At 68.7% G+C, this 25,490-nt stretch carries 24 protein-coding genes; 10 read left to right on the forward strand and 14 right to left on the reverse strand.

Going from position 1 to position 25,490, the window contains the following annotated elements; translation table 11 throughout:
• Positions 1–47: 47 nt before the first annotated feature.
• Genes JFC09_RS01025 through kynA form a run of 3 tightly spaced genes read right to left on the reverse strand, consistent with a single transcriptional unit; the run spans position 48 to position 3,203 of the window.
• A complete protein-coding gene (locus tag JFC09_RS01025; RefSeq protein ID WP_198392128.1) occupies positions 48–950 on the reverse strand; it encodes a PaaX family transcriptional regulator in 903 nt (300 codons plus the stop codon).
• Positions 943–2,235, reverse strand: coding sequence for a kynureninase (gene kynU, locus JFC09_RS01030; protein ID WP_198392129.1), 1,293 nt, complete (start codon positions 2,233–2,235; stop codon positions 943–945). Before kynU ends, JFC09_RS01025 begins: the two co-directional genes overlap by 8 nt.
• Positions 2,232–3,203, reverse strand: a complete 972-nt coding sequence (gene kynA / locus JFC09_RS01035; protein WP_198392130.1) for a tryptophan 2,3-dioxygenase — start codon at positions 3,201–3,203, stop codon at positions 2,232–2,234. Before kynA ends, kynU begins: the two co-directional genes overlap by 4 nt.
• A 135-nt stretch (positions 3,204–3,338) precedes the next feature.
• On the opposite strand from kynA, the gene JFC09_RS01040 reads away from it, so the two are divergent.
• Positions 3,339–3,773, forward strand: a complete 435-nt coding sequence (locus tag JFC09_RS01040; RefSeq protein ID WP_198392131.1) for a VOC family protein — start codon at positions 3,339–3,341, stop codon at positions 3,771–3,773.
• 30 nt (positions 3,774–3,803) lie between these two features.
• On the opposite strand, the gene JFC09_RS01045 is transcribed toward JFC09_RS01040, so the two are convergent.
• Positions 3,804–4,781, reverse strand: coding sequence for an FkbM family methyltransferase (locus tag JFC09_RS01045; protein WP_198392132.1), 978 nt, complete (start codon positions 4,779–4,781; stop codon positions 3,804–3,806).
• Between the two features lie 192 nt (positions 4,782–4,973).
• On the opposite strand from JFC09_RS01045, the gene JFC09_RS01050 reads away from it, so the two are divergent.
• Positions 4,974–5,939, forward strand: a complete 966-nt coding sequence (locus tag JFC09_RS01050) for an SDR family oxidoreductase (RefSeq protein WP_198392133.1) — start codon at positions 4,974–4,976, stop codon at positions 5,937–5,939.
• A 175-nt stretch (positions 5,940–6,114) separates the two neighbouring features.
• The gene (locus JFC09_RS01055) at positions 6,115–6,645 is read left to right on the forward strand and encodes an adenine phosphoribosyltransferase (RefSeq protein WP_198392744.1); all 531 of its coding nucleotides are present in this window, start codon (positions 6,115–6,117) and stop codon (positions 6,643–6,645) included.
• Between the two features lie 40 nt (positions 6,646–6,685).
• On the opposite strand, the gene JFC09_RS01060 is transcribed toward JFC09_RS01055, so the two are convergent.
• Positions 6,686–6,976, reverse strand: a complete 291-nt coding sequence (locus JFC09_RS01060; protein ID WP_198392134.1) for a hypothetical protein — start codon at positions 6,974–6,976, stop codon at positions 6,686–6,688.
• Between the two features lie 668 nt (positions 6,977–7,644).
• On the reverse strand, positions 7,645–8,688 hold the full coding sequence (locus JFC09_RS01065) for a universal stress protein (RefSeq protein ID WP_198392135.1): 1,044 nt from the start codon (positions 8,686–8,688) through the stop codon (positions 7,645–7,647).
• 201 nt (positions 8,689–8,889) lie between these two features.
• Here JFC09_RS01065 and JFC09_RS01070 point away from each other — a divergent pair, with 201 nt between their 5' ends.
• The 3 genes from JFC09_RS01070 (at position 8,890) to JFC09_RS16230 (ending at position 10,595) form a co-directional block, all read left to right on the forward strand.
• Positions 8,890–9,426: an SRPBCC domain-containing protein gene (locus JFC09_RS01070; protein WP_198392136.1), complete on the forward strand. Its 537-nt coding sequence runs from the start codon at positions 8,890–8,892 to the stop codon at positions 9,424–9,426.
• Positions 9,423–9,749, forward strand: a complete 327-nt coding sequence (locus JFC09_RS01075; RefSeq protein ID WP_198392137.1) for an ArsR/SmtB family transcription factor — start codon at positions 9,423–9,425, stop codon at positions 9,747–9,749. The genes JFC09_RS01070 and JFC09_RS01075 overlap by 4 nt, the downstream gene beginning before the upstream one ends.
• Before the next feature lie 363 nt (positions 9,750–10,112).
• On the forward strand, positions 10,113–10,595 hold the full coding sequence (locus JFC09_RS16230) for an SDR family oxidoreductase (RefSeq protein WP_332839599.1): 483 nt from the start codon (positions 10,113–10,115) through the stop codon (positions 10,593–10,595).
• A gap of 36 nt (positions 10,596–10,631) precedes the next feature.
• Here JFC09_RS16230 and JFC09_RS01085 read toward each other — a convergent pair whose 3' ends face one another.
• The 6 genes from JFC09_RS01085 to JFC09_RS01110 form a co-directional block, all read right to left on the reverse strand.
• Positions 10,632–11,138, reverse strand: a complete 507-nt coding sequence (locus tag JFC09_RS01085) for a hypothetical protein (protein ID WP_198392138.1) — start codon at positions 11,136–11,138, stop codon at positions 10,632–10,634.
• An 897-nt stretch (positions 11,139–12,035) separates the two neighbouring features.
• Positions 12,036–13,184, reverse strand: coding sequence for a cupin domain-containing protein (locus tag JFC09_RS16800; protein WP_198392139.1), 1,149 nt, complete (start codon positions 13,182–13,184; stop codon positions 12,036–12,038).
• Complete coding sequence (locus tag JFC09_RS01095) at positions 13,181–14,128, reverse strand: alpha/beta hydrolase (protein WP_198392140.1); 948 nt, start codon at positions 14,126–14,128, stop codon at positions 13,181–13,183. The genes JFC09_RS16800 and JFC09_RS01095 overlap by 4 nt, the downstream gene beginning before the upstream one ends.
• Positions 14,125–15,867, reverse strand: coding sequence for an FAD-dependent monooxygenase (locus JFC09_RS01100; protein ID WP_198392141.1), 1,743 nt, complete (start codon positions 15,865–15,867; stop codon positions 14,125–14,127). The genes JFC09_RS01095 and JFC09_RS01100 overlap by 4 nt, the downstream gene beginning before the upstream one ends.
• Entirely contained in the window at positions 15,864–17,129 is a 1,266-nt protein-coding gene (locus JFC09_RS01105; RefSeq protein WP_198392142.1) for an MFS transporter, read from the reverse strand. Before JFC09_RS01105 ends, JFC09_RS01100 begins: the two co-directional genes overlap by 4 nt.
• 48 nt (positions 17,130–17,177) lie before the next feature.
• Positions 17,178–18,080 carry a fumarylacetoacetate hydrolase family protein gene (locus JFC09_RS01110; protein ID WP_198392143.1) on the reverse strand — a complete coding sequence of 301 codons (903 nt, stop codon included), beginning with the start codon at positions 18,078–18,080 and terminating at the stop codon, positions 17,178–17,180.
• Between the two features lie 108 nt (positions 18,081–18,188).
• On the opposite strand from JFC09_RS01110, the gene JFC09_RS01115 reads away from it, so the two are divergent.
• Positions 18,189–18,920 carry a FadR/GntR family transcriptional regulator gene (locus tag JFC09_RS01115; RefSeq protein ID WP_198392144.1) on the forward strand — a complete coding sequence of 244 codons (732 nt, stop codon included), beginning with the start codon at positions 18,189–18,191 and terminating at the stop codon, positions 18,918–18,920.
• A gap of 50 nt (positions 18,921–18,970) precedes the next feature.
• On the forward strand, positions 18,971–20,263 hold the full coding sequence (locus tag JFC09_RS01120) for a DUF3500 domain-containing protein (protein ID WP_198392145.1): 1,293 nt from the start codon (positions 18,971–18,973) through the stop codon (positions 20,261–20,263).
• On the opposite strand, the gene JFC09_RS01125 is transcribed toward JFC09_RS01120, so the two are convergent.
• Positions 20,252–22,042: a glycerol-3-phosphate dehydrogenase/oxidase gene (locus JFC09_RS01125; RefSeq protein ID WP_198392146.1), complete on the reverse strand. Its 1,791-nt coding sequence runs from the start codon at positions 22,040–22,042 to the stop codon at positions 20,252–20,254. The two genes, JFC09_RS01120 and JFC09_RS01125, sit on opposite strands and share 12 nt — an antisense overlap.
• A gap of 220 nt (positions 22,043–22,262) precedes the next feature.
• Between JFC09_RS01125 and JFC09_RS01130 the strand changes: the two genes are divergently transcribed.
• Positions 22,263–23,321 (forward strand): YihY/virulence factor BrkB family protein, encoded by a 1,059-nt coding sequence (locus JFC09_RS01130; protein WP_198392147.1) that lies wholly within the window; start codon positions 22,263–22,265, stop codon positions 23,319–23,321.
• An 87-nt stretch (positions 23,322–23,408) separates the two neighbouring features.
• Positions 23,409–24,584: a CaiB/BaiF CoA transferase family protein gene (locus JFC09_RS01135; RefSeq protein WP_232483002.1), complete on the forward strand. Its 1,176-nt coding sequence runs from the start codon at positions 23,409–23,411 to the stop codon at positions 24,582–24,584.
• Positions 24,585–24,595: 11 nt separating this feature from the next.
• Here the strand turns inward: JFC09_RS01135 and panC are convergent, their stop codons facing one another.
• A complete protein-coding gene (gene panC / locus JFC09_RS01140) occupies positions 24,596–25,489 on the reverse strand; it encodes a pantoate--beta-alanine ligase (protein ID WP_332839600.1) in 894 nt (297 codons plus the stop codon).
• Position 25,490: the final 1 nt, after the last annotated feature.

Consider the following 25,490-nt stretch of genomic DNA (forward strand, 5'->3'; position numbering starts at 1 on the left):
CCTCTCCCTGTTCACCATGACGTTCACTGCGACCGTCTCACGCTCGACTATCGCGCATCCGGTTCCGCCGCTGCTCCCACGACGTCCTCCACGTACGCGGTCGCCCGCTCGGACACCTGCGCGACGACCGTCGCGAACAGATCCGCGGCGGCGTCACCAGGCCAGTCCGAGGGCAGCGCTTCCAGTGCCAGGCCGGGGTCGCGATACGGGATGGGCCGCCACGCGTCGACGACGCGCAACTGCGTCACGAACGCCTCCCGCCTCGAGAAGGTGGGCGAACCCGCCTCTCGTGCGACGTCACCGAAGCGGTCGAGGAACTGCCGGTGCAGGTCCGCCGTCGCCCCGAGGTCCCACCAGGTGCCGCACACTGCGGCGAGGTCCTCCCCGGGCCGCAGCAGGGCGGAGTCGAACACGGTGACCCAGTCGCGCAGCCCGGCTTCGGCGAGCAGCGCCTCGAGCCTGGGCGCCAGGGAGTGCGGAGCGACGCAGAGGCCGTCCGCGACCGTGCCGCACCCCAACTGTGTGAGGAGTCTGCGGATCCGGTACCGGTCGGGGCGTCGTCCTTCCGGGACGGAGTACGACAGCAGACACCAGCCGTCCTCCACAGCGTGCCTTCGCCGGGAGAAGATCACCGCATCACCGCGCTCCAGCATCCCCACCACCTGCGGAGTGAGGCCGTACCCCTGTGTGTCGCCCCGGGTCTCCGGCTCGAAGAGCCCCTTCGCCTTCGCCCGCGACACGGCCGATCGCACGCCGGTCGCCGTGAGCCCCGCGTCCTCGAGCAGGCGCACGAGGTCGGCCACCGCGATCCACCCACCCAACCGCCGCACGTGGAGACCCACGAACGTGCGCAGCAGCGACGTGATACTCCCGGGGCGGGCCTCGAAGTCGTCGAGCCCGTAGAACTGCCGAGCCCCGCCGTCCCCTACCCGGACGGACTCGTCACTCACCGGCACCGGCGTCCAGCAGCGCGTCGCGGATCCCGGCGACCCCGGCATACACCTCGGCGAACCCCGTCGAGAGCGGCGACGGCCCCAGCCGCAGGCCGTTGGGCCGGCGGAAGTCGGGGATGATCCCGCGCTCCCACAGCAGCGGCAGTGCGGCCTCGCACAACTCGTGGTGGATCGTCACGTGACCACCGCGGACCGCCGCGTCCCGGGGCGACCCGAGCGTCACGCCCAGGGGCGCGAGCAGCGCGTCGGACAGCTCCACCACGAAATCGGTGAGAGCCACGGACTTGCCGCGCACTGCTTCCATGCCCGCCGCCTCGACCTGGTCGAGCATCGCTTCGAGCGGCACCATCGCGAGGACCGACGGGGTTCCGCTCACGAACCGACGGATCCCGGGGTGCGGTTCGTACGCGGGACCCATCTCGAAGGCGTTCGCGACGCCCATCCACCCGCGGATCGGCTGCGTCGCCGACGGGATGTGGCGGGCGGCGACGTAACCGAAGGCCGGCGATCCCGGGCCGCCGTTCAGGTACTTGTACGTGCACCCCGCGGCGAAGTCGACGTCCCATTCATCGAGCGTGAGCGGGAGCGCTCCCACCGAATGGCAGAGGTCCCAGACGACCAATGCACCCGCCCGATGCGCGATGTCCGTGATCGCCGGCAGATCCGCGATGTACCCGGTCCGGTAATCGATGTGGCTCAGCAGGACGAGTGCGGTCTGCGCGGTGGCCGCCTTCTCGACCTGTGCCGGCAGCACCCCGGTGACGCCACTGTCCGCATCATGCACGGGATCCAACCAGCGGACCGTGAGACCGCGGGCGTCCGCGATCCCCTGGACGAGGTAGCGGTCCGTGGGGAAGTTCGCGGAGTCCGCGATGATCTCGGTGCGGTCCGGCCGCGCGTCGAGTGCTGCGTGGATGAGCTTGTAGAGGACGACCGTCGTCGACTCGCCGATGAACGTCTGCCCCGGTTCCGCACCCAGTGCTGCGCGGCCCACCCGGTCGCCGACCGTGAGCGGCTTCTCGAACCAGCCTTCGTCCCATCCGCGGATGAGGCGGCCGCCCCACTGGTCTGCGGTGAAGTCGCGCAGGCGGTTCGCGGCGTCACGCGTGGGTCGCCCCAAGGAGTTCCCGTCCAGGTAGGACAGCACCTCGGGAGCGGGTTCGAAGGCATCGCGGAAAGCCGCGAGCGGATCGTCCGCGTCCAGACGGCGGGCCCGCTCCTCCAGGTGTACGGAGGTGTCGGTGCCGGATGAGGGGGTGTCGGACGGGCGACTGTGCGTCATCGTGAGGCTCCTGCTGACGGGTCGGGGGTGTGGGCGACGGGGCAGCCCGTGCCGACGGAGGAATCGGGGGTGCCGATCTCCGTGCGGACGGAGAACAGCTCCGGGAAGAACGTGAGGTCGAGGGCCTTCTGGAGGAAATTCACGCCGCTGGAGCCTCCGGTCCCGCGCTTCCACCCGATGATGCGCTGGACGGTGGCGAGGTGGCGGAAGCGCCACAGCTGGAAGTTCTCCTCGAGGTCGACCAGCTCTTCGCAGGTCTCGTAGACGGTCCAGTCGGTGTCAGGCGCTTCGTAGATGCCGGCGAACACACTGACCAGGTCCTCGTCGAACGTGTGGGCGACGGTGAGGTCCCGCGTCAGCAGATGCTGGGGGATCGCGTAGCCCCGGCGGGACAGGAGGCGCAGGAACTCGTCGTACAGGCTGGGGGCTTCGAGCTTCTCCTCGAGGACGGCGCGGGCGTGCGGGTCTGCGTCGAAGACGTCGAGCATCCCGCGGTTCTTGTTGCCCAGCATGAATTCGACGACGCGGTACTGCCACGACTGGAAGCCGGAGGAGCTTCCGAGGAACCCGCGGAACTCGACGTACTCGGACGGGGTGAGAGTCGCGAGGACCGACCACTGCTCTGTGAGCGTGCGCTGGATGTGCTTGACCCGGGCAACGCGCTTGAGGGCCTGCTGGAGCTTGTCCGCCGCGATGAGACGGCAGGCGGATTCGAGTTCGTGGATGACCAGCTTGAACCACAGCTCCGTGGTCTGGTGCTGGACGATGAACAGCAGTTCGTCGTGGTGCTCGGGTTCGCTCACCGGGTGCTGCGCCCCCAGCAGGCGGTCGAGGTCGAGGTAGGACCCGTATGACATCCGGTCGCGGAAGTCCTTCTCGATCCCCGCTTCGATCTGCCGCTCGTTCTGCGCGGCCGTGGTGTCTGTCGCAGGCGCGGATTCGGTCGTGTGCTGGGCTGCTCTGTCCATGGCCACACTGTATTGCACTTCCCTTCCGAGCGGAAGAATGAAGCAACATCACTGCTGTGGGGCGGCCCCCGGTGGTTAACTGGTCTCATCGCCGCAGGCGAATGCCTCCGGCATCATCGACGAACGGAGCACACCATGCCCGCCGCACTCCACCCCTACCTCCGGTTCCCCGGCAACGCGCGGGAGGCCTTCGAGTTCTACGGCGACGCATTGGGAGCACAGCCGCAGTTCGCCACATTCGGCGAGGTCGGCGCCGTCCCGCCTGACCACCCGGAGTCCGGCGCTGTCATGCACGGCTCACTCGAGGTCACCGACCTCATCCGCCTCTACGTCTCCGATGACATCGAGGGGATGTCACCGGAGCCGCACTCGCCCGGCAACAACATCACGCTCGCGATCATGGGTGACGACGACGCCCGCATCCGCAGTGCGTTCGATGCGCTGTCCGTCGACGGCACCATCCACGTCCCGCTCCAGAAGCAGATGTGGGGCGACGTGTACGGCGCGTTCCAGGACAAGTTCGGCATCAACTGGCAGATGAATATCGCTGCCACGGATCCCGAATCGTGAACGGGTGAACTCGCCATCACCCGCCACCCCTCAGTCGTCGACCGTCACACCCGCACCCCGCAGCTCTGAGGGGCTCTTCACGGTGAACAGCCAGTCGCGGACACCGGCCTCCGGCACGATGCGCGGCCGCTCCCGAACGCTGTCGGATCCCACGTGGTAGTAGCGGTACCCGTGCGCACCCAACAGCTCCTCGAGCTGTGGACCGTCCGCGTCGGTGAGGACTTCGCAGAGGACGTCGGGGCGGTGGGAGGAGAGGAAACCGGCCCCGTGCGCGAAGACGCTCGTCTCACCGCCTTCGACGTCGACCTTCATGACGACGGGGCCGTCGACGGCATCGGTGAGCGAGTCGAGGGACACGAACCCCACGTCCTCGCCGTCGTCGAACGTCATGTCGGATGACAGGAACGACGGGAGCGCGGACCCGCTGTCGATGGACGGCATGCGGGCCGTGAGCGCTGGGTCCCCCACACCCGTCTGGTGGACGACCGCACGATCGGTGAAGCCGTTGCGCATCATGTTCGCGCGCAGCATCCGGACGACCGGCGGCACCATGTCAAAGGCGTGGGCGCGCAGATCCGGGTGCGCTGCCAGGGTCGCGAGGGAGAAGATGCCCGTGTAGGCGCCGATGTCGAGGAAAGTCCGGGCGTCGGTGGCCAAGCGGACCACCAGGTCGACGGCGTACGCGTCTTCGGGCTCTGGCCGCCGGCCTCCGCCCCAGTAGAGCTCCTTCGCGATCTCGCAGCGGTCGGGCCGCAGCATGATGAAGTCCCCGCCGTCCGCCGTCGCCCTCACCTCGATGAGCTCGCGCGGCGCGGGCAGCCTCCCGTGACGGATACCGGGGATCCGCGGTGCCGCTGCCCGCAGCAGGGGGTGGAGGAGGGGGTGGCTCAGTGCCGTCTTCACATGTCTCTTCGCGCCGAACCAGCTCTGGCGGCGCGCACGGTCCGCGAAGCTTTCACGGGCACGTTCGGTCCCCTCGGATTCTGTTCCTGCCGCGGTGTTCATCATCGAAAGCCTTGGTCGGGGACGGGGGCTGCCTCCAGCCTATGCGGTCGGCTGGGGCGCATGGCACGCGGGCCCACTCGTTGACAACATGCCTTGCGTACGACAGCGTTGGGTCACCGGCACCTCTGCGGGAAGCGGAGGGCATCTGCGCTTCGCAGCGACACCCGGAGCTCCGCACAGACAAGGAGACAGGACATGGCTCATACGACACCGTCACAGGACTCCACCGCGACAGGCGGACCCGATGCCGCAACTTCCGACTCGGACGGCACGGACCAGCTGACCCTTCAGAATCCCGTCACCCGCTTCCCCGACATCACGCCGCCCAAGCAGGATCAGCCCGAACCGGGGCTCGACCAGGAGCTGGTCCCGCAGACGGACCGCGGACAGCACTCCTATCGCGGGACGGGCCGCCTGGAAGGGCGCAGAGCTCTCATCACCGGCGCGGATTCGGGGATCGGTGCTGCCATCGCGATCGCCTTCGCCCGGGAGGGTGCGGATGTCGCCCTGTCCTACCTGCCGGACGAAGAGGAGGACGCGCAGGAGATCCGGTCGTTCGTCGAAGAGGCAGGGCGGCGCGCGTTCCTGTTCCCGGGTGACCTCACGGACGCGGGCTTCTGCGAGTCGCTCATCGCCGATGCCGTGGACGCCCTGGGAGGGCTCGACGCGCTGGTGAACAATGCGGGCAGGCAGATCGCGGTCGAGGACATCGCCGACCTGTCGGACGAGCAGTGGCAGCACACGTTCGACACGAACATCCGGGCGATCTTCCGCCTGTCGAAGGCCGCGATCCCTCATCTGCCGCCCGGCGCCACGATCGTGAATTCGACGTCCGTCCAGGCGTACAAGCCGTCCCCGCACCTCGTGGACTACGCGGCGACGAAGGCGGCGATCGACAACTTCACGAAGAGCCTCGCACAGCAGGTCGCGCCCACGGGGATCCGCGTGAACGCGGTGGCGCCGGGCCCCATCTGGACGCCCCTGCAGGTGTCCGACGGACAGCCGAAGGACGCGCTCCCCCAGTTCGGCAAGAACACGTCGATCGGTCGTGCCGGCCAGCCCACCGAACTCGCACCGGCATACGTCTTCCTCACCTCACCGGAATCCAGCTACGTCATCGGAGAGGTGCTCCACGTGAACGGCGGCACCCCCATCACGTGACGCGAGGTGAGAGGGACACGCACACCGCTGGAGGCGCAGACCCGCAGGCACTGCATGTGCCGGTCAGCACCGTGGGCGTCGGCACAATGCCCGTCGCCGCGCACGCGCGTAGAGTGACCGCGTGACTCCGACTGATCCCACCTCACGCACGCACCGCGCCCCCGCCGTCACCCCTGTGTCCGCGCCGGACCTGGCACGGGCCTTCTCCCTGATCTCGACGACACCGGACTTCCCGGCACCCGGAGTGCTGTTCCGCGATGTGTCCCCGATCCTCGCGGACCCGCAGGCGTACGCAGACGTCCTCACTGCGGCGGCGGAACCGTTCCGCGACAGCGACGGATCGCCCGCCTTCGACCTGGTCGCCGGGATCGAGGCGCGCGGCTTCGTCATGGCAGGCGGGCTCGCCGCGCTGTGCGGAACGGGCGTCCTTCCCATCCGGAAAGCCGGGAAGCTGCCGGATCCGCAGGTGCACGTCGAGTACGGCCTCGAGTACGCCGATGCCGCGATCGAGGCCTCCGGAGACCTCACCGGGGCACGGGTCCTGGTCGTGGACGACGTGCTCGCGACCGGCGGGACGCTGCAGGCAGCGCACACGGTGGTCGAGAGACTGGGCGGAACCGTGGCGGGGTCCGCCGTGCTCCTCGAACTGGCTGCGCTCGAGGGACGCGCACTGGTCCCGAACTGCCACGCCGTCTTCACACTCTGACGAGGCAGCCGGACGCGTCGGTTCCGACCCCCGGCGCAGCTCACGGCTGACGGGGCAGCGTGAGGTACCGGCGCATCGCCTGGTCCCGTTCGCGCTCGACCTGTCGGTCCACGTGGTACTGGCGAATGGCCTTGGCGCGAGCGTCTGCCTGCAGCGCGGCCCCGGGAGCCGTCGCGGCAGAGGCGATCGACGAGTGTGCGACGTCTGTCGACGGCGCCTCTGCGGGTGCCCGCGAGGTCGCGCGGGCGGTTCCGCGAGCCCAGCGGATGAGTGCGATTCCGACGTTCAGCGCTACGCGACGAGGCATCGGATATGTGCGTGAAATGGACATGACTATTCCTCAGAGTTTGTTTTCGGGCACAATGAATAGCCCGATGGGAAAATCAGGGAGATGGCTTCAACGCCGACTGGAATGGGCGCTGACCTCTCAGCGGGGTCCCATTCTGCGCACGCTCATTGGACGCATGAGAGACGAGGATGAAGACTGCCGGATCGTCAGGCACAGGGGCCGAGCGCAGATGGTGCGAAGACGTCCCGTTCGGAATCCCACAGTCATACCCATGAGGGGTGCCCGGCAGGGTTTCACCTCAGGCGCATGACAGCACACGGGACTCGTCGTGGAGCTTCACCGCCTGCGGGTGCGGGTCAATGAGCCTGGAGCGTGCGTGTGGAGAGACGCCGGTCCAGGCGCGGGAGGGAGCCTCCGAGCGCACCAAGGGGCGATCCGCTGTACGCGACTGCGAGCTTCATTGCTGCTTCTGTCATCATCTTCGCCCCCTTCCGGCCGAATCGATGCCGCATCAGCGGCATCACACACGTGGATGTGGAGCTGTGAACTCCACGAGATCGTTATTCCCGACTTTCCGGCTCCGGCTCTCGCAAAGAATGCAATGCGCAAGCGAGAAAGCGCCGGTGAGAAAGTTCACGTTCACGCTAACACGATATTCAGGAATCAGACAAGGCCTCTGAAAGAAAAATTCAGCGAGCCCCGTCAGTCCGTCACTTCACATTCTTGAGCGTCGGCACCACGAGCACTGGAGAGGCGCTGCGATTGAGCACGGACTGGCTCACCGAACCCATGAGCAGACCTGTGAAGCCACCGTGTCCGCGAGTGCCGAGCGCCACGACGGACGCGGACCGCGTCGCCTCAGACAGCACGCCGGCGGGTGAGCCGTCGAAGAACTGCCAGTGGACCTCCAGGTCAGGGTGCGCCTCCTTCACCTGGGCCACGAGGGACGCGAGGTGTTCGGTGAAGCGCTTCCTGATGTTCGGGATCTCGAAGTTGTGGTCCACCGGGTTCGGGTACCAGGCGTCTGCATTGAGCGGTGTCGCGGCCACGAGCGTCAGCGGCCTGCCGAACAGCTCTGCGAATTCCGCGGCGGCCAGCGCGATGCGCAGTGCAGGATCGCCCAGATCCACACCCACAACGATCTCCTGCCGGAAGTTCAGTTCGTCCGCGACGTTGTGGAACGGACTCCTGCGCGGTTTGGACGGACTGGATTCGGACAGGAGCTCCGTCGGTTCGGGCGCCGCGTGCTCCCCACCCGGCTGGTCCTGCCCGGGTGCGAACAGCTTGCCGGGGTCAGGCGTCTCCCACCTCTCCGGGATGACGAGGGTCGGGCAGTGTCCGTGCGCGGCGAGCGCTGCGGACACACTGCCGAGGAAGCGTCCGGCGAACCGGTTCCGCCCCCTCTTGCCGACGACTGCCAGCCGGGACGACGCGCTCTCCCGGACCAGGGCGTCCGCTGCATGCTCTTCGTACGTGCTGACCGTCACCGCAGCGCCCGCAGCGTCGGCCTGTTCCGCGAACGCGTCGAGCGGCGAGCGCGCGTTGGACTCCATGATCTTGCGGTAGCTCTCTGTGATGGTGAGCCCGGATTCGTGGTCCGCGTACGCCACGCTGTAGCAGCCGACCAGCCGCAGCCCCCAGCCTCGCCTCTTTGCGATGGCCAGTGCGATGTCGAATGCGCGTGCGCTGTTGGCCGAACCGTCGACGCCCACCAGCACCTGATCGTTGACCTTGGATTCGCGAGTGTCATTCATGTCACGATTTTACTCCTGCTGACAACAGAACTGGCGCTTCGTGACAAGACTGATACGGATCGTCCCGCTGGCTGGCCTCCCATCGGCACACTTGCGCAACTGGAGGGTTGCACGTCCGTCAAAGCACGCGCACACTGGACAGCACGTCGCGCACGACGCATCCGCCAACGGCCACTGCGGCCGGAATACACGCAGGAGTCGATGATGACCCCCTCCGACCTCCCCGACACCCCCTCCCCGGCATCCCCGCATCCGGCGGCCCAGGACGTACCGGATGAGATCGTCCGCTCGATCCGCATCGCCGCTGGTCCGGAGACGGTCTTCGCAATCGTGAGTGAACCCGGCTGGTTCATCAACGACGGGACGTACCGCGAGCACTCGGTCGAATCCGACGGGAGGACCGCGCGGGTCACGGACCCCGTCCACGGCACCTTCGAGATCGGGATCGTGGAGCTCGAGGCTCCCCATCGCGCGGTCTTCCGGTGGCTGGGAGGCGATGCCGGCACCCTGGAGGACGCACCTCAGAACACGGTCACCTTCACGATCGTGCCCGACGACGACGGGGTCGTCCTCACCGTCACGGAGACGGGCTTCGCATCCTTGGACGCCGACGCCGTGGACAGAAGGCGACGCTTCGAGGAGAACTCCGCCGGGTGGGAGGAGGAGCTCACCGTCGCGCGGGACCGAGCGCGGGAGTTGCAGGAGCAGAAGCACCACACCACGGGCCGCAGACGATGACACCGACCCACCTGCTCACGGGCCCGGAGGCGGACGCCCTCTTCAGCGCCCTCGCAGACCCCACGCGTCGTCGGATCCTCCAGCGGCTGGGCGCCCAGCCGGACGACGCGGGCTCGGTGGGTCGCGGGCTCGGTATCAGTCGGCAGGCCGCAGCGAAGCACCTGCGGGTCCTCGAGGACGCCGGTCTCGTGTCCGCGTCCCGCTCCTCCCGGCGCCGGATCCACACGACGGACCCGGAACGGATCCGTGCGGTCTCCGAACTCTTCGGCGCAGTTGCACGCGGCTGGGAGAAGCGACTGGACAGGATCGCCGCACACGCGTAGGCAGTGCAGGCGGAGGGGACGACGCCATGAGCGCGGACACCGCCCCTCTCACCCGTGACCCGCTGCCGCTGCGCGGACGGAACATCCTCGTCACCGGGGTGAGCCGCCGTGCCGGAATCGGCTTCGCGCTGGCCTGCCGCCTCGCCGCGTACGGCGCGAGCGTCTTCTGCCACCACTACTCCCCGCACGACGAGCACCAGCCGTGGGGAGCGGACGACCCCGAGGCGGTGCTGACCGAGGTGCGCACTCACCTCGTCGGGGACGCGCGGGCGGTGGGGGTGGAAGCGGATCTGGCCAAGGCCTCGGGCCCGGAAGCAGTTCGTCGATGCGGCAGTCGCGCAGTTCGGCCGGGTCGACGGGCTCGTGTGCAACCAGGCCCTCAGCGGATCCGACGGTGCGCTGGGCGAGCTCACGGCGGACGACCTCGACCGGCACTGGGCGGTCGACGCCCGCGCGTCGCTGCTGCTCGCGCAGGCGCTCCTCCGGCACCACACGGACGGCGACCCGGCGGGGATCGTGTTCCTCACCTCGGGACAGGGGCAGGGGCCCCTGCCCGGGGAGGTCGCCTACGCCGCCGCGAAGGCGGCGCTCGCGGGGGTGACACTCACGCTCGCGGACCAGCTGGCTGACCGCGGGATCCGCGTCAACACCCTGAACCCGGGGCCGGTGGACACCGGCTACCTCACGCCCGAGGCGTGGGAGTCGGTCGCCCAGAAGTTCCCGCTGGGACGCTTCGGGGAACCCGACGACGCCGCACGGACCCTCGCCTGGCTGCTCACCGACGAAGCCCGCTGGATCACCGGGCAGGTCATCGACTCCGAAGGCGGGTTCGCACGCTGGCGGTAGCTGCGTACGTACCCGCGGGGCACCGCTCCCTGCGGCTCAGCAGCCACCGGCGACACGAAGGCCAGGCCAGAAGAGCAGCTGCTCACAGGGGTTGCTCGTGGGCGAGTAGTTCCAGATTCGCTGAGTCTTGCTATCGTATCCATCAGCAGAGACTGTCAGCGTGCCGTGCGTCGAATCGTCCTCACCCTTGCGCAGGTAGCCCCATTGGCCCCCGTCGCAGGCTGCGTTGTAGCCGATGAGCTTCTCGTCGCAGGAGTACGCGGACCCGACTCCACCATCCAGCCGGATGACGCCGTTCTCGTCAGTCGTCAACGTGAGCTCCTTCACGCGACGCGGGCTGCCGTCCTTCCACGCGTCGCTCGACGACATCGTGGGGTCCTCGACGAGCCAGAACTGCTTCTCATCAGCTTTCACCTTGAAGGTGACGCTCACTCCCGCCAACGGCTGGCCGCTCTCGTCACCGAGGGTGATCGAGATGCCGTCCGCGATCCACCCGTTGTACTGCTTCTGGTCACCGCTCAAGGAGCACTTCGGCGCACTCACAGAGTCTCCGCTGCACCCCTTGATGAGTCCGCTGTAATCCTCGCAGTTGTTGCTGTGGTACTCCGAGCAGTCCTGCTCGTCACTCTGTGACGGCGTGCCGCTCCCGCGGCAGTTCCCGTCAGGATCGACGTAGTGGTTCCACTCGCTGTTCCACCGACACCGGGATGCATTGATCGTGACCCCTGGTGGCACCGTCGGTGGATGACTCGCAGCCAACGCAGGTGCCCCACTCACGACAGTGGCGGCGGGCACCGCCCATGCGACGCCCGAGATGAGCGACCGTCGCCGCAACCCGTTTTCAGACATCCCCTACTCCCTCACTTCATGCACGACTGCGGCCCTTTCCGCTTTTCCTCTATTCCGTGCACCGTAAGGATATCAGCGGTGTACCTGCCGGTACGACGCCGGGGCTCCGCTCTCACCAGCGGCGTCTCCCGGTTCCGCGTGATCCCACAGCGGCAGTGAGCGCGCCTGAGCGGCCCACCACGCGAAAGGGGGCACCGGGACCACAGGCTTGGCCCACCACTAGGCGCTCCGCATCGTTCCAGGCGAGGACCGTGACCGCGACAAATACAGAAGATCGAGGAGCTGGGTGATCCCGACGGTCGCGGTGTGCTGCATTCTGCTTGTCACGCTGTACGCGTTTCCGTATACCGCAGTCGCCGGATGATAGCTTCACTGGATGGCTTGCGTTCTGCAACGACGCGTCCTAGGAACAGGCGGACCCGAGAGCGCGGCGTGACCACCAGCACAATCGGTCAAGCGGCCAAGCCCTCTGATCTGCGCGCGGCGGTCACGCCACGCTAGTCTTTGAGGGGACACAACCGTCACTCTGCGCTGGTCAACTCGCCCCGGCTACCAGACCCCCGGCAGCGCGCAGTCCTCGCGCACGCCGCGTCAGTGCTCGGGCGGCGGGCCGACCACGACCAGGTCGAGCTCCTCGCGGGCCCTCGCGAAGCCTTCTGCGGGGAACCACGGCGTCCCGCCCTCGACCTGGACATAGTCGTTCGTGGGAGTGTTCATGTACTCGAAGAACTTCTCGAACAGGTTCGTCGTCGGGAGGCCGAGCATCTGGGTGTTGTTCGCCCCGAACGCGAAGCTGTGGATCGTCCCCGCCGGAGCATGCACATAGTCACCGGGACGCAGGGCGAACTGCTCACCGTTGATGTGCACGCGCACCTCTCCCCCGATGCAGAGGAAGTTCTCTGCGTGCCGCCCGTGGAAGTGGAGCGGGATGTATGGTGCCTTCGCCCCTCGGGTCGACATCCCGAAGAACCGCTGCCCCGTGTGCCGAGGCCGGTTCACGTACGTGTTGACCTGCTCGAAGCTCTCGAACCGGTCACCTCGGCCCGCTTTCATGACGAACGCCTCCTCATCCTCCGGCAGCGCGTCGAGGACGTCCGCCCGCACGTCGGCGTGCTGCAGATCCGTGTGGACGGATATCCCGAAGCGCTCATCGAGTTCTGCTGAGAGCTCGTCGACCGTGTTGTGGGTTGTGCTGCGGAAGAACACGTGAGATCCCGTGACGGTCCCGGCGGATGCCGCGAGTGCCTGGAGCCCGTCGTCCGTCGTGTAGAGGAGGAACGTGTTCACGAGCGCCTCCGGGCGCAGGGAGAACGGGGTCCCCACGGGGATAGTCGCGGAGTCCCCGGCGACGAGGCGGGTGAGACCGTTCGGCAGCCACAGGGTGAGCTCGCCCTCGAGCGTCTGCAGGAACGTGTATCCGGTCGTCGACAGGAAGGGAGTGGCCGGGCCCGCCGGGGCCATGACCCGGGTGAGCGCGAAGTCGTTGTTCGTGTCGACGTGCCTCGCCATCGCGGTGATGTGCCAGGAGCCGAACGCGTAGCGCGGTCCCTCTCCGGCGCTCAGCGCGAACGGAGCGGGTTCTCCGGGGAGCTCGTCGACCACGGCCTTACGTGAGTGCATCGTCTCCAGGTCTGTCACGGGTTCCATCGGTGCGTTCTCCTGTGTGGTGGTGGGCGCGTGAGTAGTGGCCGCGACGGTTGTTGTCCCGCCGAGGTGGGTGTCGGGACGGCGAATGGTCACGACCGCTCCTCGAGGTGAAAAGCGAAGAAGTCGCAGATGAGGTCGAAGGAGGCATGCCTCCCCTGCGGGTCGAACGACCCGCGGTCGTACGCGCTGAAGGGCGCGTTCGGTTCCGCTTCGAGCCGACCGTTGTCCAGCCGGACTCCCGGCCCCAGCTCCATGACATCGCCCGGGTTGAGGAACCCGTGGCTGAAGTCCTCGATGAGGTACAGCAGCGACTGTCCGCCCGACGCCACGAGGTGCGTGTGGAGCGCCTCCGATTGCGACGGGGGTACAGCGGCGTCCGCCGTGCCGTGCAGGAGCAGGAACGGTGGAGGCGCCGGCGATGCGAGGTGCGCGGGGCTGGCCTCCCGTGCGCGCCGCATCAGCTCGTCGTGCTCCGCTGCCGAGGTCGCAGGGCCTCCCAGCAGGTCTTCCTCGGATGTGGGCCGGGATGGGTCCGCGTCCTGCCAGGGTGACAGCAGCGCCTCGATCGCGGAGGGCGGGTAGCCGCCCACCACGCATGACACGCGGGTTTCGACACCCGCATAGTGTTCGGTCGTGCTTTCCCCCGGCAGCACGTCCACGTGCGAGCTGAGCGCCGTGACCGCGGCTATGTGGGCACCCGCCGACGAACCCCAGAGTCCGATCCGCTCCGGATCGATACCCAGCTCCTCCGCATGGACTCGCAACCACCGGAGCGCCTGCCGCAGATCGCACACCTGCGCGGGATGGCGCGCTGAGGGGGCCAGCCGGTAGTCGATGCTCGCCATCGCGAAGCCCCGCCGTGCGAAGTGCTTCGCGAAGTCCGGCCGCGCCGAACGGTCCTGCAGCCGCCAGCCGCCGCCGTGCAGCCATACGATGACTGGCCAACCACGTCCGGAGCCGACCGGCGCTGCGTCGGGGACCACCAGGTCGATGAGCAGATCCGGTTGTGCGGGGGAGAAGGAGTCCGTGCGCATCATGCGGTTGCCGCCGTCACACAGGAGGCACCATCCGGGGCAGCACTGTCCCGGCCCGGTGCCTCCGCCGCGGGACCGACGGCACACAGCAGCGCGTCGGCCAATGCCCCGGACGGGTCTCCGCCCCGGTGCACTGCGGTGATGTGGTGGTCGGGGCGCACGAGGACCGCGTCCACGTCGCCCCACAGCGCACGTGCGGAGTCCGCGTCCGCACCGTCGAGCTCGGTTCTTCTCAGCGGAACGCCCGCGTCCTCTGCCGCTTCTTCTGCGCGGGCTGCAGCGTTACTCGACGTCGTTCCGTCGACGTTCTGCGGTGCGAGAACAAAAAGTGTGAAGGTGTCCATCCGCGGGTAGATGCTCGTGCCGTCCTCCCGCCAGAGGTGCGGGAGCAGACAGCCCGGGACCGCCTGGGGGCGGTACTCGACCGGGTCGACGAAGGGCACCTCGCCCTGCTGGACCCTCGACGTCCCCGCATACTCGTAGCCGACGACGAGTCCCTCGGAATGGAACTCACTCGTCTTGACGGCGAGTGCCTCGTGGACGCGCCTGCGTGCGGCGTCGCCCTCGACACCCGGCCGTGCGAGCGCCGGGTCGAGGAAGTCGTAGGCGAGCGCCTTGCCGTTCGCAGCGGCATCCCGGATCATGCGTGCGGCCACCGGACGGCGCTCCTCCTCGTAGCTTGCGAGCAGCGACTCGTCCGCCCACCCGCTGTGCACGGCGGCGAGCTTCCACGCGAGGTTCGCGGCGTCGGAGATGCACGTGTTGAAACCGTGGCCGCCCCAGGGCGGGTTGAGGTGCGCCGCATCGCCCACGAGAATGACTCGGCCCTCGGACTCCGCGTGCCCGTAAGAATCGGCGAGCAGCATCCTCGCGGTCCAGGAATCGGTCGCGAGGATCTCGATATCGACTTCGGGACCGACTCCCGCCATCTTCCTGAGCTCGTCCGCGAGCACGGCCTCGTCGTCGATCGGGTCGCAGCCCTGCAGGATCGTCCACCACGTTCCGTCGCGGTCGAGCTCTCCGATCATCCCCGCCCTGTCGCCCACGACCCACCACTGCACCGCTGGATCGAGCGTGACTGCATCGCGAAGCGCGCGTGACCGGAAGACCACGTTGAAATTGGGGCGCGGCGCGGTCATGCCCGCGAACGCGATGCCCAGCGATTTCCGCACCGACGAGGCACCCCCATCCGCGCCGATGACCCAGCGGGCCCTGAGACGACGCTCCGCAGAAGTGCGCTCGTCCTGCACGACCAGTTCCGGGTCGTCGTCCGAAAGGTCCGCGCGGACGGCTCGCACCCCCGTGACGAACGTGACGAGCGGCTCCCGTGACGCGGCCTCCCGCAGCACCTCCTCCACCTGGGGCTGAGGGATCTGCTGGCCGGCCTCGGGCTGGATGTCGTACCGGCCGTCCACCAGCTGGAAGGCGCCGTGGAAGCGTCGCAGTTCGTAGCCGGTGAGCCCCGTGCAGAAGAGGACGTCCTGCGAATAGGAGACGGGCAGCGCGGCCGCACGGCGGACCTCGTCCGCCAGACTCAGATCGGCCAGGAGTGACATCGTGCGGGCGTTCGTCGTCTTGGCTCGCGGTCGGAGGCGGTCGACCCCCTCCCGCGGGTCAACCACCACGGAATCGATACCGTGACGGGCGAGCGCCAGGGCGAGGTAGAGACCGCTCGGGCCGCCACCTGCGATCGCGACAGCGGTCGAGTGCGGAATGTTCTCCCATCCGTGTGCGCGTGTCACGCGGGTGCTCCCTTCAGCCGTGCGGCACCGTCGACGGAGCCGCCTTCCACGATCCGTGCTCGGATAGGCAGGACGATCGCGACGATCATCCCCAGCGCCGCCGGGATCGCGAACCACATCGCCGCTGCCGATGCTGAACCGCCGACGGAGGCCGCAAGACCACCGTACGTGGGCCCGAGGATCATGCCGATCCGTCCGATCGCCAGCGTCCAGCCCAGACCCGTCGCCCGGATCGCGGCCGGGTAGTACTGGGCGACGTGGTCGTTGATCATGTTCTGCGTGGCCATGCCGCCCACTCCCGCGACGAAGATCGCGATGACGAGCAGAGTGTGGTCCTGTGTGAGTGAGACGCCCACGAGCGCCAGTGCCGCAGCGGCGAACCCGGAGATCACCATGTACTTGGGGGCGGACATCTGTGCGCCCACCGCCAGCACGATCGTGCCGACGATGCAACCGACGGAGTAGATCGACAGGAATGCGATGGACGAACCGGTCGCGAAGCCTGCCCCCTGCATGATCACGGGAAGCCACGTCGTGATGCCCGTGATGGTGAGGAGACTGAGCAGGCAGGCGGCCCACATGAGCAGTGTTGCCCGGCCGCGGCCTTCAGCGAACAGTCGGGACACTCCACCGGGGCGGGCGGAGGCGCTTCCGGGTGCCGCGGCCTTGACGGCGGCGCGCGCCGTCCTGAACTCCTGCGACTCCGGGAGGAAGAGGAGCACGAGCAGGAAGACCACAGCGGACAGGCCGCCCAGGGCGTAGACGGGGCGGACTCCCACCGTCGGCACGAGGGCGCCGGCGGTGAGCGCACCGATGAGTGAGCCCACAGGCGGGCCCAGCAGCACAGCACCCACCGCAAGGGAGCTCCACCCCTTGGGGGCTGACTCGTTCGCAACGGCCACCGCGGTGGGCAGCAGCCCGCCCACCCCCAGGCACGTGAGGAAGCGGAAGACCGCGAAGAGCACGAACGACGGGGCGACAGCACAGAGCAGCATGCCGATCGTGAACGTCGCGAGCGTCACGAGCAGGAGGCGTCTGCGGCCCCACCTGTCCGTGAGCATCCCCGCGGCGAGGGATCCGATGAGCATGCCGACGAGCGCGAAGCTGCCGACGGTGCCCGCCAGCCCCTTCGTCACACCCCATGCGGGGTCCGCGAGGAAGCCCGGGAGGGTCGCGCCGTACACGTAGAGGTCGTAGCCGTCGCAGACCAGCGCCAGCCAGCAAATGGCGAGGATCGCCCACGCCGGAGTGTTCTTGTTCATGATCTTCGCCTTTGAAGAGAGGAGTCCGTCAGGAGTGGTGTGTGCGGATCAGACCGTCGCGACGACGGGGGCCGCCGCACGTCCGCTCTGCGCGTGCCGTGCGTCGTTCGCGACGACGGAGTTGGTGAGGGTGCCGAGGCGCTCGACCTCGACCTCGACGACGTCGCCCGGGTGCAGCAGCCATTCCGGTGACCGCGAGTAGCCGACGCCCTCCGGGGTGCCTGTCGCCAGCAGATCGCCCGGCTGCAGTGTGAATGTCCGGGAGATGTGCGCGAGGGTCGAACCCACGGTGTACACGATGTCCGCCGTGCTCGCGTCCTGCACGATCTCCCCGTTGACCCGAGTCTGGACGCGGAGGCCATCCCGCAGGTCCCCCACCTCGTCCGCGGGGACAAGAGGCCCGAGCGGGCCGGAGCCGTCCCCGTTCTTGCCGAGTATCCACTGGCTCGTGAGCTTCTGCGCGAGGCGGCTCGTCACGTCGTTGAATGTCGAGTAACCGACTACGGCGTTCAGTGCCTCGTCCTCCGTCGCATCGACGAGTTCGGAGCCGATGTAGGCGACGACCTCGCCTTCCCAGTCGAGTCCCCTCTCCGTCGCAGGGACGGGGATCTCCGCGCCGTCCACCGTGAGGCTGTGGGTCCAGCGGGCGAACAGCGTCGGGTGCTCCGGGAAGTCCTCCGCACCGTAGCTGCCCTCCGCGTGATGCTTGCGGTAGTTGAGGCCGATGCAGATCACCCTCGCCTCCGGCAGCACCGGCGGGACGACGGTGACGTCCGCGAGATCGACGACCGTCCCCGCGCACACTCGAGCCCGGCCGAGGTGGCCGGCGGCGTCAGACCAGAACTCCCGCAACTCCGCGACGACGGCGGCCTGCGTCTGCGAGATCTGCTCTGCGACATGGACGGTACGGGTGCCGGCTTCGTCTAAGGACGCGAGTCCGATCAGCTTCATCGCTGCTCCTCCTGGAGGTCGAAAGGATTCTGGGTGCGAGCGGCCCGGCTCCCCGAGTCCCTCGAAACCAGTTAAACATATGTATGTTTATGTGGTTAGAATGGGACTATGGCACACGTCACCGGAGATGTAAAGCACGTCGATCTCGGGCACACAGCCCAGGGCTCCCTGCTGGGCGCACAGACTCGGCCGAAGTCCCGCGGCGAGCAGCTGGCCGACGCGATCCGCGCCGCCATCCGCGAGCGCGGGCTGGACGCGGGGGACTTCTTCGGAACCCTCGAATCCATCCGCGAGGAGACGGGCCTTGCCCGCACCACGGTGAGCGATGCCGTCAACCTCCTGCGCGACCGCGGTGTCCTCGTCGTCCGGCCGGGCCGGAACGGCGGGCTCTTCGTCGCGAAGACCACCCCGTTCATCCGGCTCCGGCACACCCTCATGCGGTTCGACGAGGACCCGACGACGGTGGCGGATGCGATCGAGCTGCGCGAATCCCTTGAGGAGCTCATCGCGGTGAAGGCGGCCCATCATCGTTCGGAGAAGGACGTCGCGGACATGGAAGCGGTCCTCGAAGAGATGCGCCATGCCCCCACTTGGGACGACTTCATGCAGCTCAACTGGGCGCTCCACCGCCGCATCGCAGAGGTCTGCCCGAACTCCATGGCCCGCGCGGTGTACGAGAGCACCCTGGGTTTCCTCACCGGCGGACATGCGGAACAGGATGACGAGGTCGACTCGACCTACCGCCAGACCCGTCAGCAGGTGCACGACGACCTGGTCGCCGCGATCGCATCGGGCGACACCCGTGCCACCATCGCCGCGGTCGCGGCGCATCGCTCCTGAAGCGCACGACCCCTCCGCCTCCCTCCGCCCCCGTTTCGAAGGAGAAGCACATGGCCTCGTCTCACGACGCCCGCACACCCGCACAGAGCTCCCCGTTCCGGCAATTCCTGTACCCGCTGGGCCACCCGCGGATCGAGGAGCTCAAGGGCCTCGATGCCTACGAGTACGGCGACGTCGCCACGCGTCCCGGGACCTTCACCGGTGGTCTCATCGAAGGGTGGAAGCCGCTGTACCTCGAGGAGTTCCGCGGTGTGACTGCAGACGGAAGCCTCCTCGAGGGCCTCTTCCCGCTCTCCCCCGCACTCCCGGGCGAGGAAGCACCGGTGACGGCGATGGTGCAGGCCGCGCATGCACTGCTCGATGCGTGCACCGACGATGAGAGGGAGGCGCTGCGCCACGACGTCGACGCCCCGGAATGGCAGACGTGGGCCAATCCGGAGTTCATGCAGTTCGACACCGGGATCCGCCTCGAGTACTCCACCGACGAGGTGCGCGCGGCAGCGCTCGAACTCGTACGGGCGAGTCTGAGCCCCGAAGGGTACGAGCTGACACACGGCATGATGCGCATCAACGGGTTCCTGGGTGAGGTCGTCGGCCTGCCGAACATCCTCAACGACTACTCCTACAACGTGGCGATCTATGGGACACCCGACCTGGAGGCGCCGTGGGGATGGCAGCTGTACGGGCATCACTGCGCGGTCAACTGCCTCGTCGTCGATGGGCGGATGTCCCTCGCTCCGGTCTTCCACGGTGCGGAACCCAATGAGATCGACGAGGGGCCCGACGCAGGACTGCGCGCGTTCGACGACCGCGTCGACGCCGGCACGGACCTCATGCGCCTCCTCACTCCGGAGCAACGGGAGCAGGCGATCACGTACGAGAGGATCGTCGACCCCGCGATGCCGGAAGGGAGGGTGCATCCTGGCGACGAACGCCACCTCGCGGGTGCGTTCCAGGACAATCGGGTCATTCCGTACGAGGGTGTCCGGGCTGCGGACCTCGCCGACGATGCCCGGACCGCCCTCATGCGGCTCGTCGAGACGTTCCTCGTGATCCTGCCGGAAGGGCCGCGGGCGGCGAAGCTCCGCGAGGTCCACGAGCAACTCGACGAGGCACACTTCAGCTGGATCGGCGGGCACCGACCGGGAGACGTGTTCTACTACCGCTTCCAGTCGCCCGTCCTCATCGTGGAGCTGGACCACCACTGCGGTGTGTTCCTCGACTACGACCATCCGCAGCGGTTCCACGTCCACACCGTCCTGCGGGTGCCCAACGGCAACGACTACGGACGGTCGTGGGTGCGACAGTGGCAGGCGGCTCGCGCAGCAGCCTCAGCCGACTGACGGGCAGCGGCCGGTGGCAGCCTCCCACGCCGCCACCGCGTCGGCGTCCGTCTCCGCCTTCTCCGTCCGCAGCTTCGCGTCGACGATGGCCGTGAACTGCCGCACCTCATCGGCCACCCGCGCCTCGTCCCACCCGAGCTCCGGAGCCACGAGCGCCGCCGCGGCCGCGGCTGCGGCGACCCCGCGGTCCGGCACCTCGAACTCGAGGCGCAGGCGCCGGTGGAGGACGTCCTCCAGATGCAGGGCGCCCTCCGCGCGGGCGGCGTAGACGACCTCGGCTGCGGTGACGTGGGGAGCCCCGGGCAGCGGGGCGGCCAGCGCGGGTTCGGAGTCGATGAGCCCCAGCAGGTCCGCCAGCCTGCCCCCGTACCGGCCCAGCAGCCGGTCCAGACGCGCCTCGTCCCAGCCGTGGGCCCGCAGATCGCGGTTCGCGAGCAGCACCGACCGGCGGGAGGCGGAGAGGTCCGCGCCGTCCGCACCCAGCAGCGGCAGGTCCTCCGTGCGGGAACGGGACCGGGGGAAGCGGCCGCGCACCGCGAAGTCCACAGCATCGGCCGCCATGACGCGATACGTCGTGAACTTCCCACCGGCGATCGCGCTGAGACCCGGCGCGATCTCCATGACCGCGTGCTCCCGGGACACCTTCGTGCTGTCGTCCGCACCGTCGACCGGCTGCAGCAGCGGCCGCAGCCCCGCGAACGTGCCGATGACGTCGTCCCTGGTGAGGGGCCGTTCCAGGACGGCGTTCGCGTGCTCGAGCACCCGGTCGATGTCCGTCGCGGTCACCAGCGGATGGTCCACGGGCTCCGTCCACGGCGTGTCCGTCGTCCCCACGAGCCACAGATCGCCCCACGGGATGATGAAGAGGACGGACGTCTCCGTCCGCGTGATGACGCCCAGCCCGGGCGGCGCGTCGATCCGGTCGCGCGGCACCGTCACGTGGATGCCCTTCGACGCGAGCACCTCCAGCCCCGTGTCCGCACCCGCCGTCTCCTGCTGCTGCCCCGTCCACACCCCGGTCGCCAGGATCGTCGCGTGCGCGTGGACGTCGAATTCGTCGCCGGTCTCCTCGTCGCGGACCCGAGCGCCGGTCACCGGGGCGACGCCGCCCCCGTCGGCCGGGCCTTCCCCGTCGGCCGGGTCCTCCCCGGCCTCCCGCAGGTAGTCGACCACCCGCGCGTAGTTCGCCGCCGAGCCGCCCAAGCCTGCCGCCGACCGCACCAGCGCCTGCGTGAACCGGGCGTCGTCGACCTGCGCGTCGTAGTACTCGATCCCGCCGTGGGGTGTGAAGAGGCCGGGGAACCGCTCCGCCGCCTGCCCGGGGCCCAGATGCCGATGGGCCGGCACCGCCCGCTTCTGCCCCAGTCGTGCGGACATGACGTCGTAGAGGGTCACTCCCGATCCCACGTACACGCGGTCCGTGAGCGCACTCTCGAACGGGAGGAGGAACGACACCGGCCTCACGAGGTGCGGGGCGATCCGGGTGAGGAGGAGATCGCGCTCCCGGAGCGCCTCCGCCACCAGCGGGAAGTCGAGCATCTCGAGGTAGCGCAGCCCGCCGTGGATGAGCTTCGAGGACCGCGACGAGGTGCCGGTCGCCCAGTCGGAGGCCTCGACGAGGCCCACACTCAGCCCTCGCGAGGCCGCGTCGAGCGCGATGCCTGCACCGGTGACGCCCCCTCCGACGACGAGCACGTCCAGCGGGGTGGCGGGTGTCGTGCGGGCGAGCGCACGCAGTGCCGCGGCGCGGGTGGTCGGGTTGAGCGGTGCGGGGCGCACGGAGTACCTCGTTCGGACCGGGGGTCTGGTCCCTCAGCCTATCGGGGGCGCTGTGCCGGCGGACAGGACAAAGCAGGACAGGATCAGGGCAGGATATGTTGCCGTCCCCCAGGACATGCCGCATTCGCCGGAAACCGTCCGAACGTGCTCGCCGTGGCTAGATTGTGCATGTGACCGCGTCCGCGGTCCTCCCCTGCAGCGACCACCACGGAGGCCTTCGATGAGCCACAGCGCCGATACCGACGGCCGTGCGGCGCGCGCGCCCTCGCGGATCACGAAGCCGTCGTGGCGGTACGTCTTCCGCACCGCCGCGCGCGGCTTCGTCGCGGACGAATGCGTCGACCTCGCATCGGGCCTCACGTTCCGCATGCTGCTGTCCGTCTTCCCCGGCCTCGTCGCACTCGTGTCGATCCTCAGCCTGCTGGGGCAGAGCGGTTCGGTGGTCACACAGGTCCTCGACGAAGCAGAGCGGGTCGCCCCCACGGACACGTGGAGCACCCTCCGCCCGATGCTCGACACGGTCCTCGACACCCCGGCGCCCGGGTGGGGCCTCATCGTGGGTCTCGCGATCGCACTGTGGTCGGCGTCCGGCTATGTGAAGGCGTTCGGGCGGGCGATGAACACGGTCGTCGGAGTGCCGGAGGGCCGCGGCGTCGTCTTCTTCAACCTCGTCATGTACCTGCTCACCCTGCTCATCCTCATCATGGGAGCGCTCGCGCTGCTCGTGTTCGTCCTGTCCGGCCCGATCGCCGAGGCCGTGGGCGGCCTGCTCGGCATGAGCGGCGTCGCGCTGGCCGTCTGGAACGTCGCGAGGTGGTTCCTGCTCGCCGGCATCGTCGTCCTCGTCGTCGCGTTCCTCTACCACGCGACGCCCAACATCAAGCAGCCCCGCTTCCGCTGGCTGAGCATCGGTGCGCTCATCGCGATCGTCGTGTCGATCCTCGCGTCGCTGGGCCTGAGCTTCTACGTCTCCCGGTTCGGCACGTTCAACGCGACCTACGGCGCGCTCGCCGGTGTCATCGTCCTCATGCTGTGGGTGTTCATCGTCAACGCGATCCTGCTGTTCGGCGCGCAGCTGGACTGTGCGATCGAGAGGGTGCGGGAGCTGCAGGCCGGGCTGCCTGCGGAGGAGCACCTGCAGCTGCCGGTGCGCAGCACGAAGGCGAGCGACAAGCAGGCCGAGCAGGCCGCCGAGGACGTCCGCCGCGGCCGCAACCTCCGCCTCACCGCCGGTGCCAGCCAGGACGACCCGACTGTCCCTCCCCCGCCCAAGCACTGACCTCCCCTCCCGGCCCATACTGGTGTCCGTACGCAGGATCGTCTGACGCGTCGTCGTCAGATGCGTCGTCCGGAACGGAGCCCCTCCTTGCAACCACTGCGCGGCATCACCGTCGTCTCCCTCGAGCAGGCCATCGCGGCGCCCTACGCCACGCGGCAGCTCGCCGATCTGGGCGCACGCGTCATCAAGGTCGAACGTCCCGGCCCCGGGGACTTCGCACGGGCCTACGACTCCCGGGTGGACGGAATGTCCAGCCACTTCGTCTGGACCAACCGCAACAAGGAGTCGCTCACCCTCGACTTCAAGGCTCCGGAAGGTCGGGCGATCCTCGATGGGCTGCTGGCGAGCGCCGATGTGCTCGTCCAGAACCTCGCGCCCGGGGCGACACAGCGGGCGGGGCTGGGGTTCGACGATCTCCACGAGAAGCATCCGCGGCTGATCGTCTGCGACATCTCCGGTTACGGCCTGGGTGGTCCCTACGAGGACATGAAGGCCTACGACCTCATGGTGCAGAGCGAAGCGGGCCTGCTGTCTGTGACGGGCACGGACACGGACGTCGCGAAGGTCGGCATCTCCGTGTCGGACATCGCTGCGGGCATGTACGCCTATTCCTCCGTCCTGGCCGCACTCCTGGAGCGCGGCCGCACGGGAGAAGGGGTGCACCTGGACGTCTCCATGCTCGAAGCCACGGTCGAATGGATGGGGTTCCCCCTCTACTACAGCTACGACGGTGCTGCGCCTCCCCCACGGGCGGGAGCCGCACACGCGACGATCTACCCCTACGGCCCGTTCACCGCGGGCGACGGCACGGTCGTCATGATGGCGATCCAGAACGAGCGGGAGTGGCGCGCGTTCTGCGAGCGGTTCATGGACGACCCGGGGCTCGCGGAGGATCCCCGGTTCGACGCGAATGCGGTCCGCAACGAGAACCGGGACTCACTCGGAGCGCTCATCGCCGCGAGGTTCCAGGACCTCACCGGTGACGACGCCGCCGCACGTCTGGCAGCCGTCCCTCTCGCCCACGCGCACGTGAACGAGATGAGCGACGTGTGGGCCCACCCGCAGCTGTCCGCGCGGGGCAGGTGGTCATCCGTGGACACTCCGACCGGTCGTGTCCCCGCACTCCTGCCGCCCGCCTTCACGAACCCGTCACCGCGCATGGATCCCGTGCCGGCGGCGGGTGAGCACACCGATGCGATCCTCGGCGAGCTCGGGTGGGACGACGACGCGATCCGCGAGCTCCGGACGCGGCACATCGTCTGACCCCCGGTCGATCAGTGGGGCCCTGCGCCTCCGCCCAGGTGCACTGCGACGTTGTCGAGCAGCCGCGTCGTGCCGATGCGGGCGGCGACCAGCATCCGCCCCTCCTCACCGGGCCTCGGCTCACCCAGGTGCGGGTCGGTGACGACGAGGTAGTCCGGTTCGATCCCGCGCCCTGTCAGCACGCTGCGGGCCGCGGCGAGCGCAGCATCCGCACCGTTCGCGGCTCCGGCCGCCCCCGCGTTCAGGGCATCGGAGACCGCAGTGGCGAGTGCTCGCTCCTCCGACGACAGGTACGTGTTGCGGGAGCTCATCGCCAGCCCGTCCGCCTCACGGACCGTCGCACCGCCCAGCACCTGGACCCCCAAACACAGTTCCTCGGCCATGAGGCGGATGAGGGTGAGCTGCTGGTAGTCCTTCTCCCCGAAGATCGCGAAGTCCGGGCGGACCAGCCCGAACAGCTTCGCCACGACGGTGAGGACGCCCTGGAACATGATGGGCCTCGTCTCACCCTCGAGGATCCGGCCCATCGGGCCGGGGTCCACCCGTACGGTGCCGTCCAGTCCCGACGGGTACATGACGTCGACGGTGGGGGCGAAGACCACGTCGACCCCCACCTCGGCGCACTTCGCGACATCCGTGTCGAAGGTGCGGGGGTATTCGTCGAAGTCCTCGCCCGGCGCGAACTGCGTGGGATTCACGAAGATCGAGGTGACGACCGTGTCCGCCAGCGGGCGGACGTGCTCCATGAGCGACAGGTGGCCCGCGTGCAGGGCACCCATCGTGGGGACGAGTGCGACGGTCCCCGAGGTCGCCGCGGCGAGCTCCTCACGGGTGCGGACGATGATCGGTCGACCTGCCGTGGCCGTGTCGGCTGTGCCCACGCCGAGCGTGGGCCCTTCCGCCACC

Origin of the sequence: Brevibacterium yomogidense (assembly GCF_016107685.1) — a bacterium.
Lineage (GTDB): Bacteria > Actinomycetota > Actinomycetes > Actinomycetales > Brevibacteriaceae > Brevibacterium > Brevibacterium yomogidense.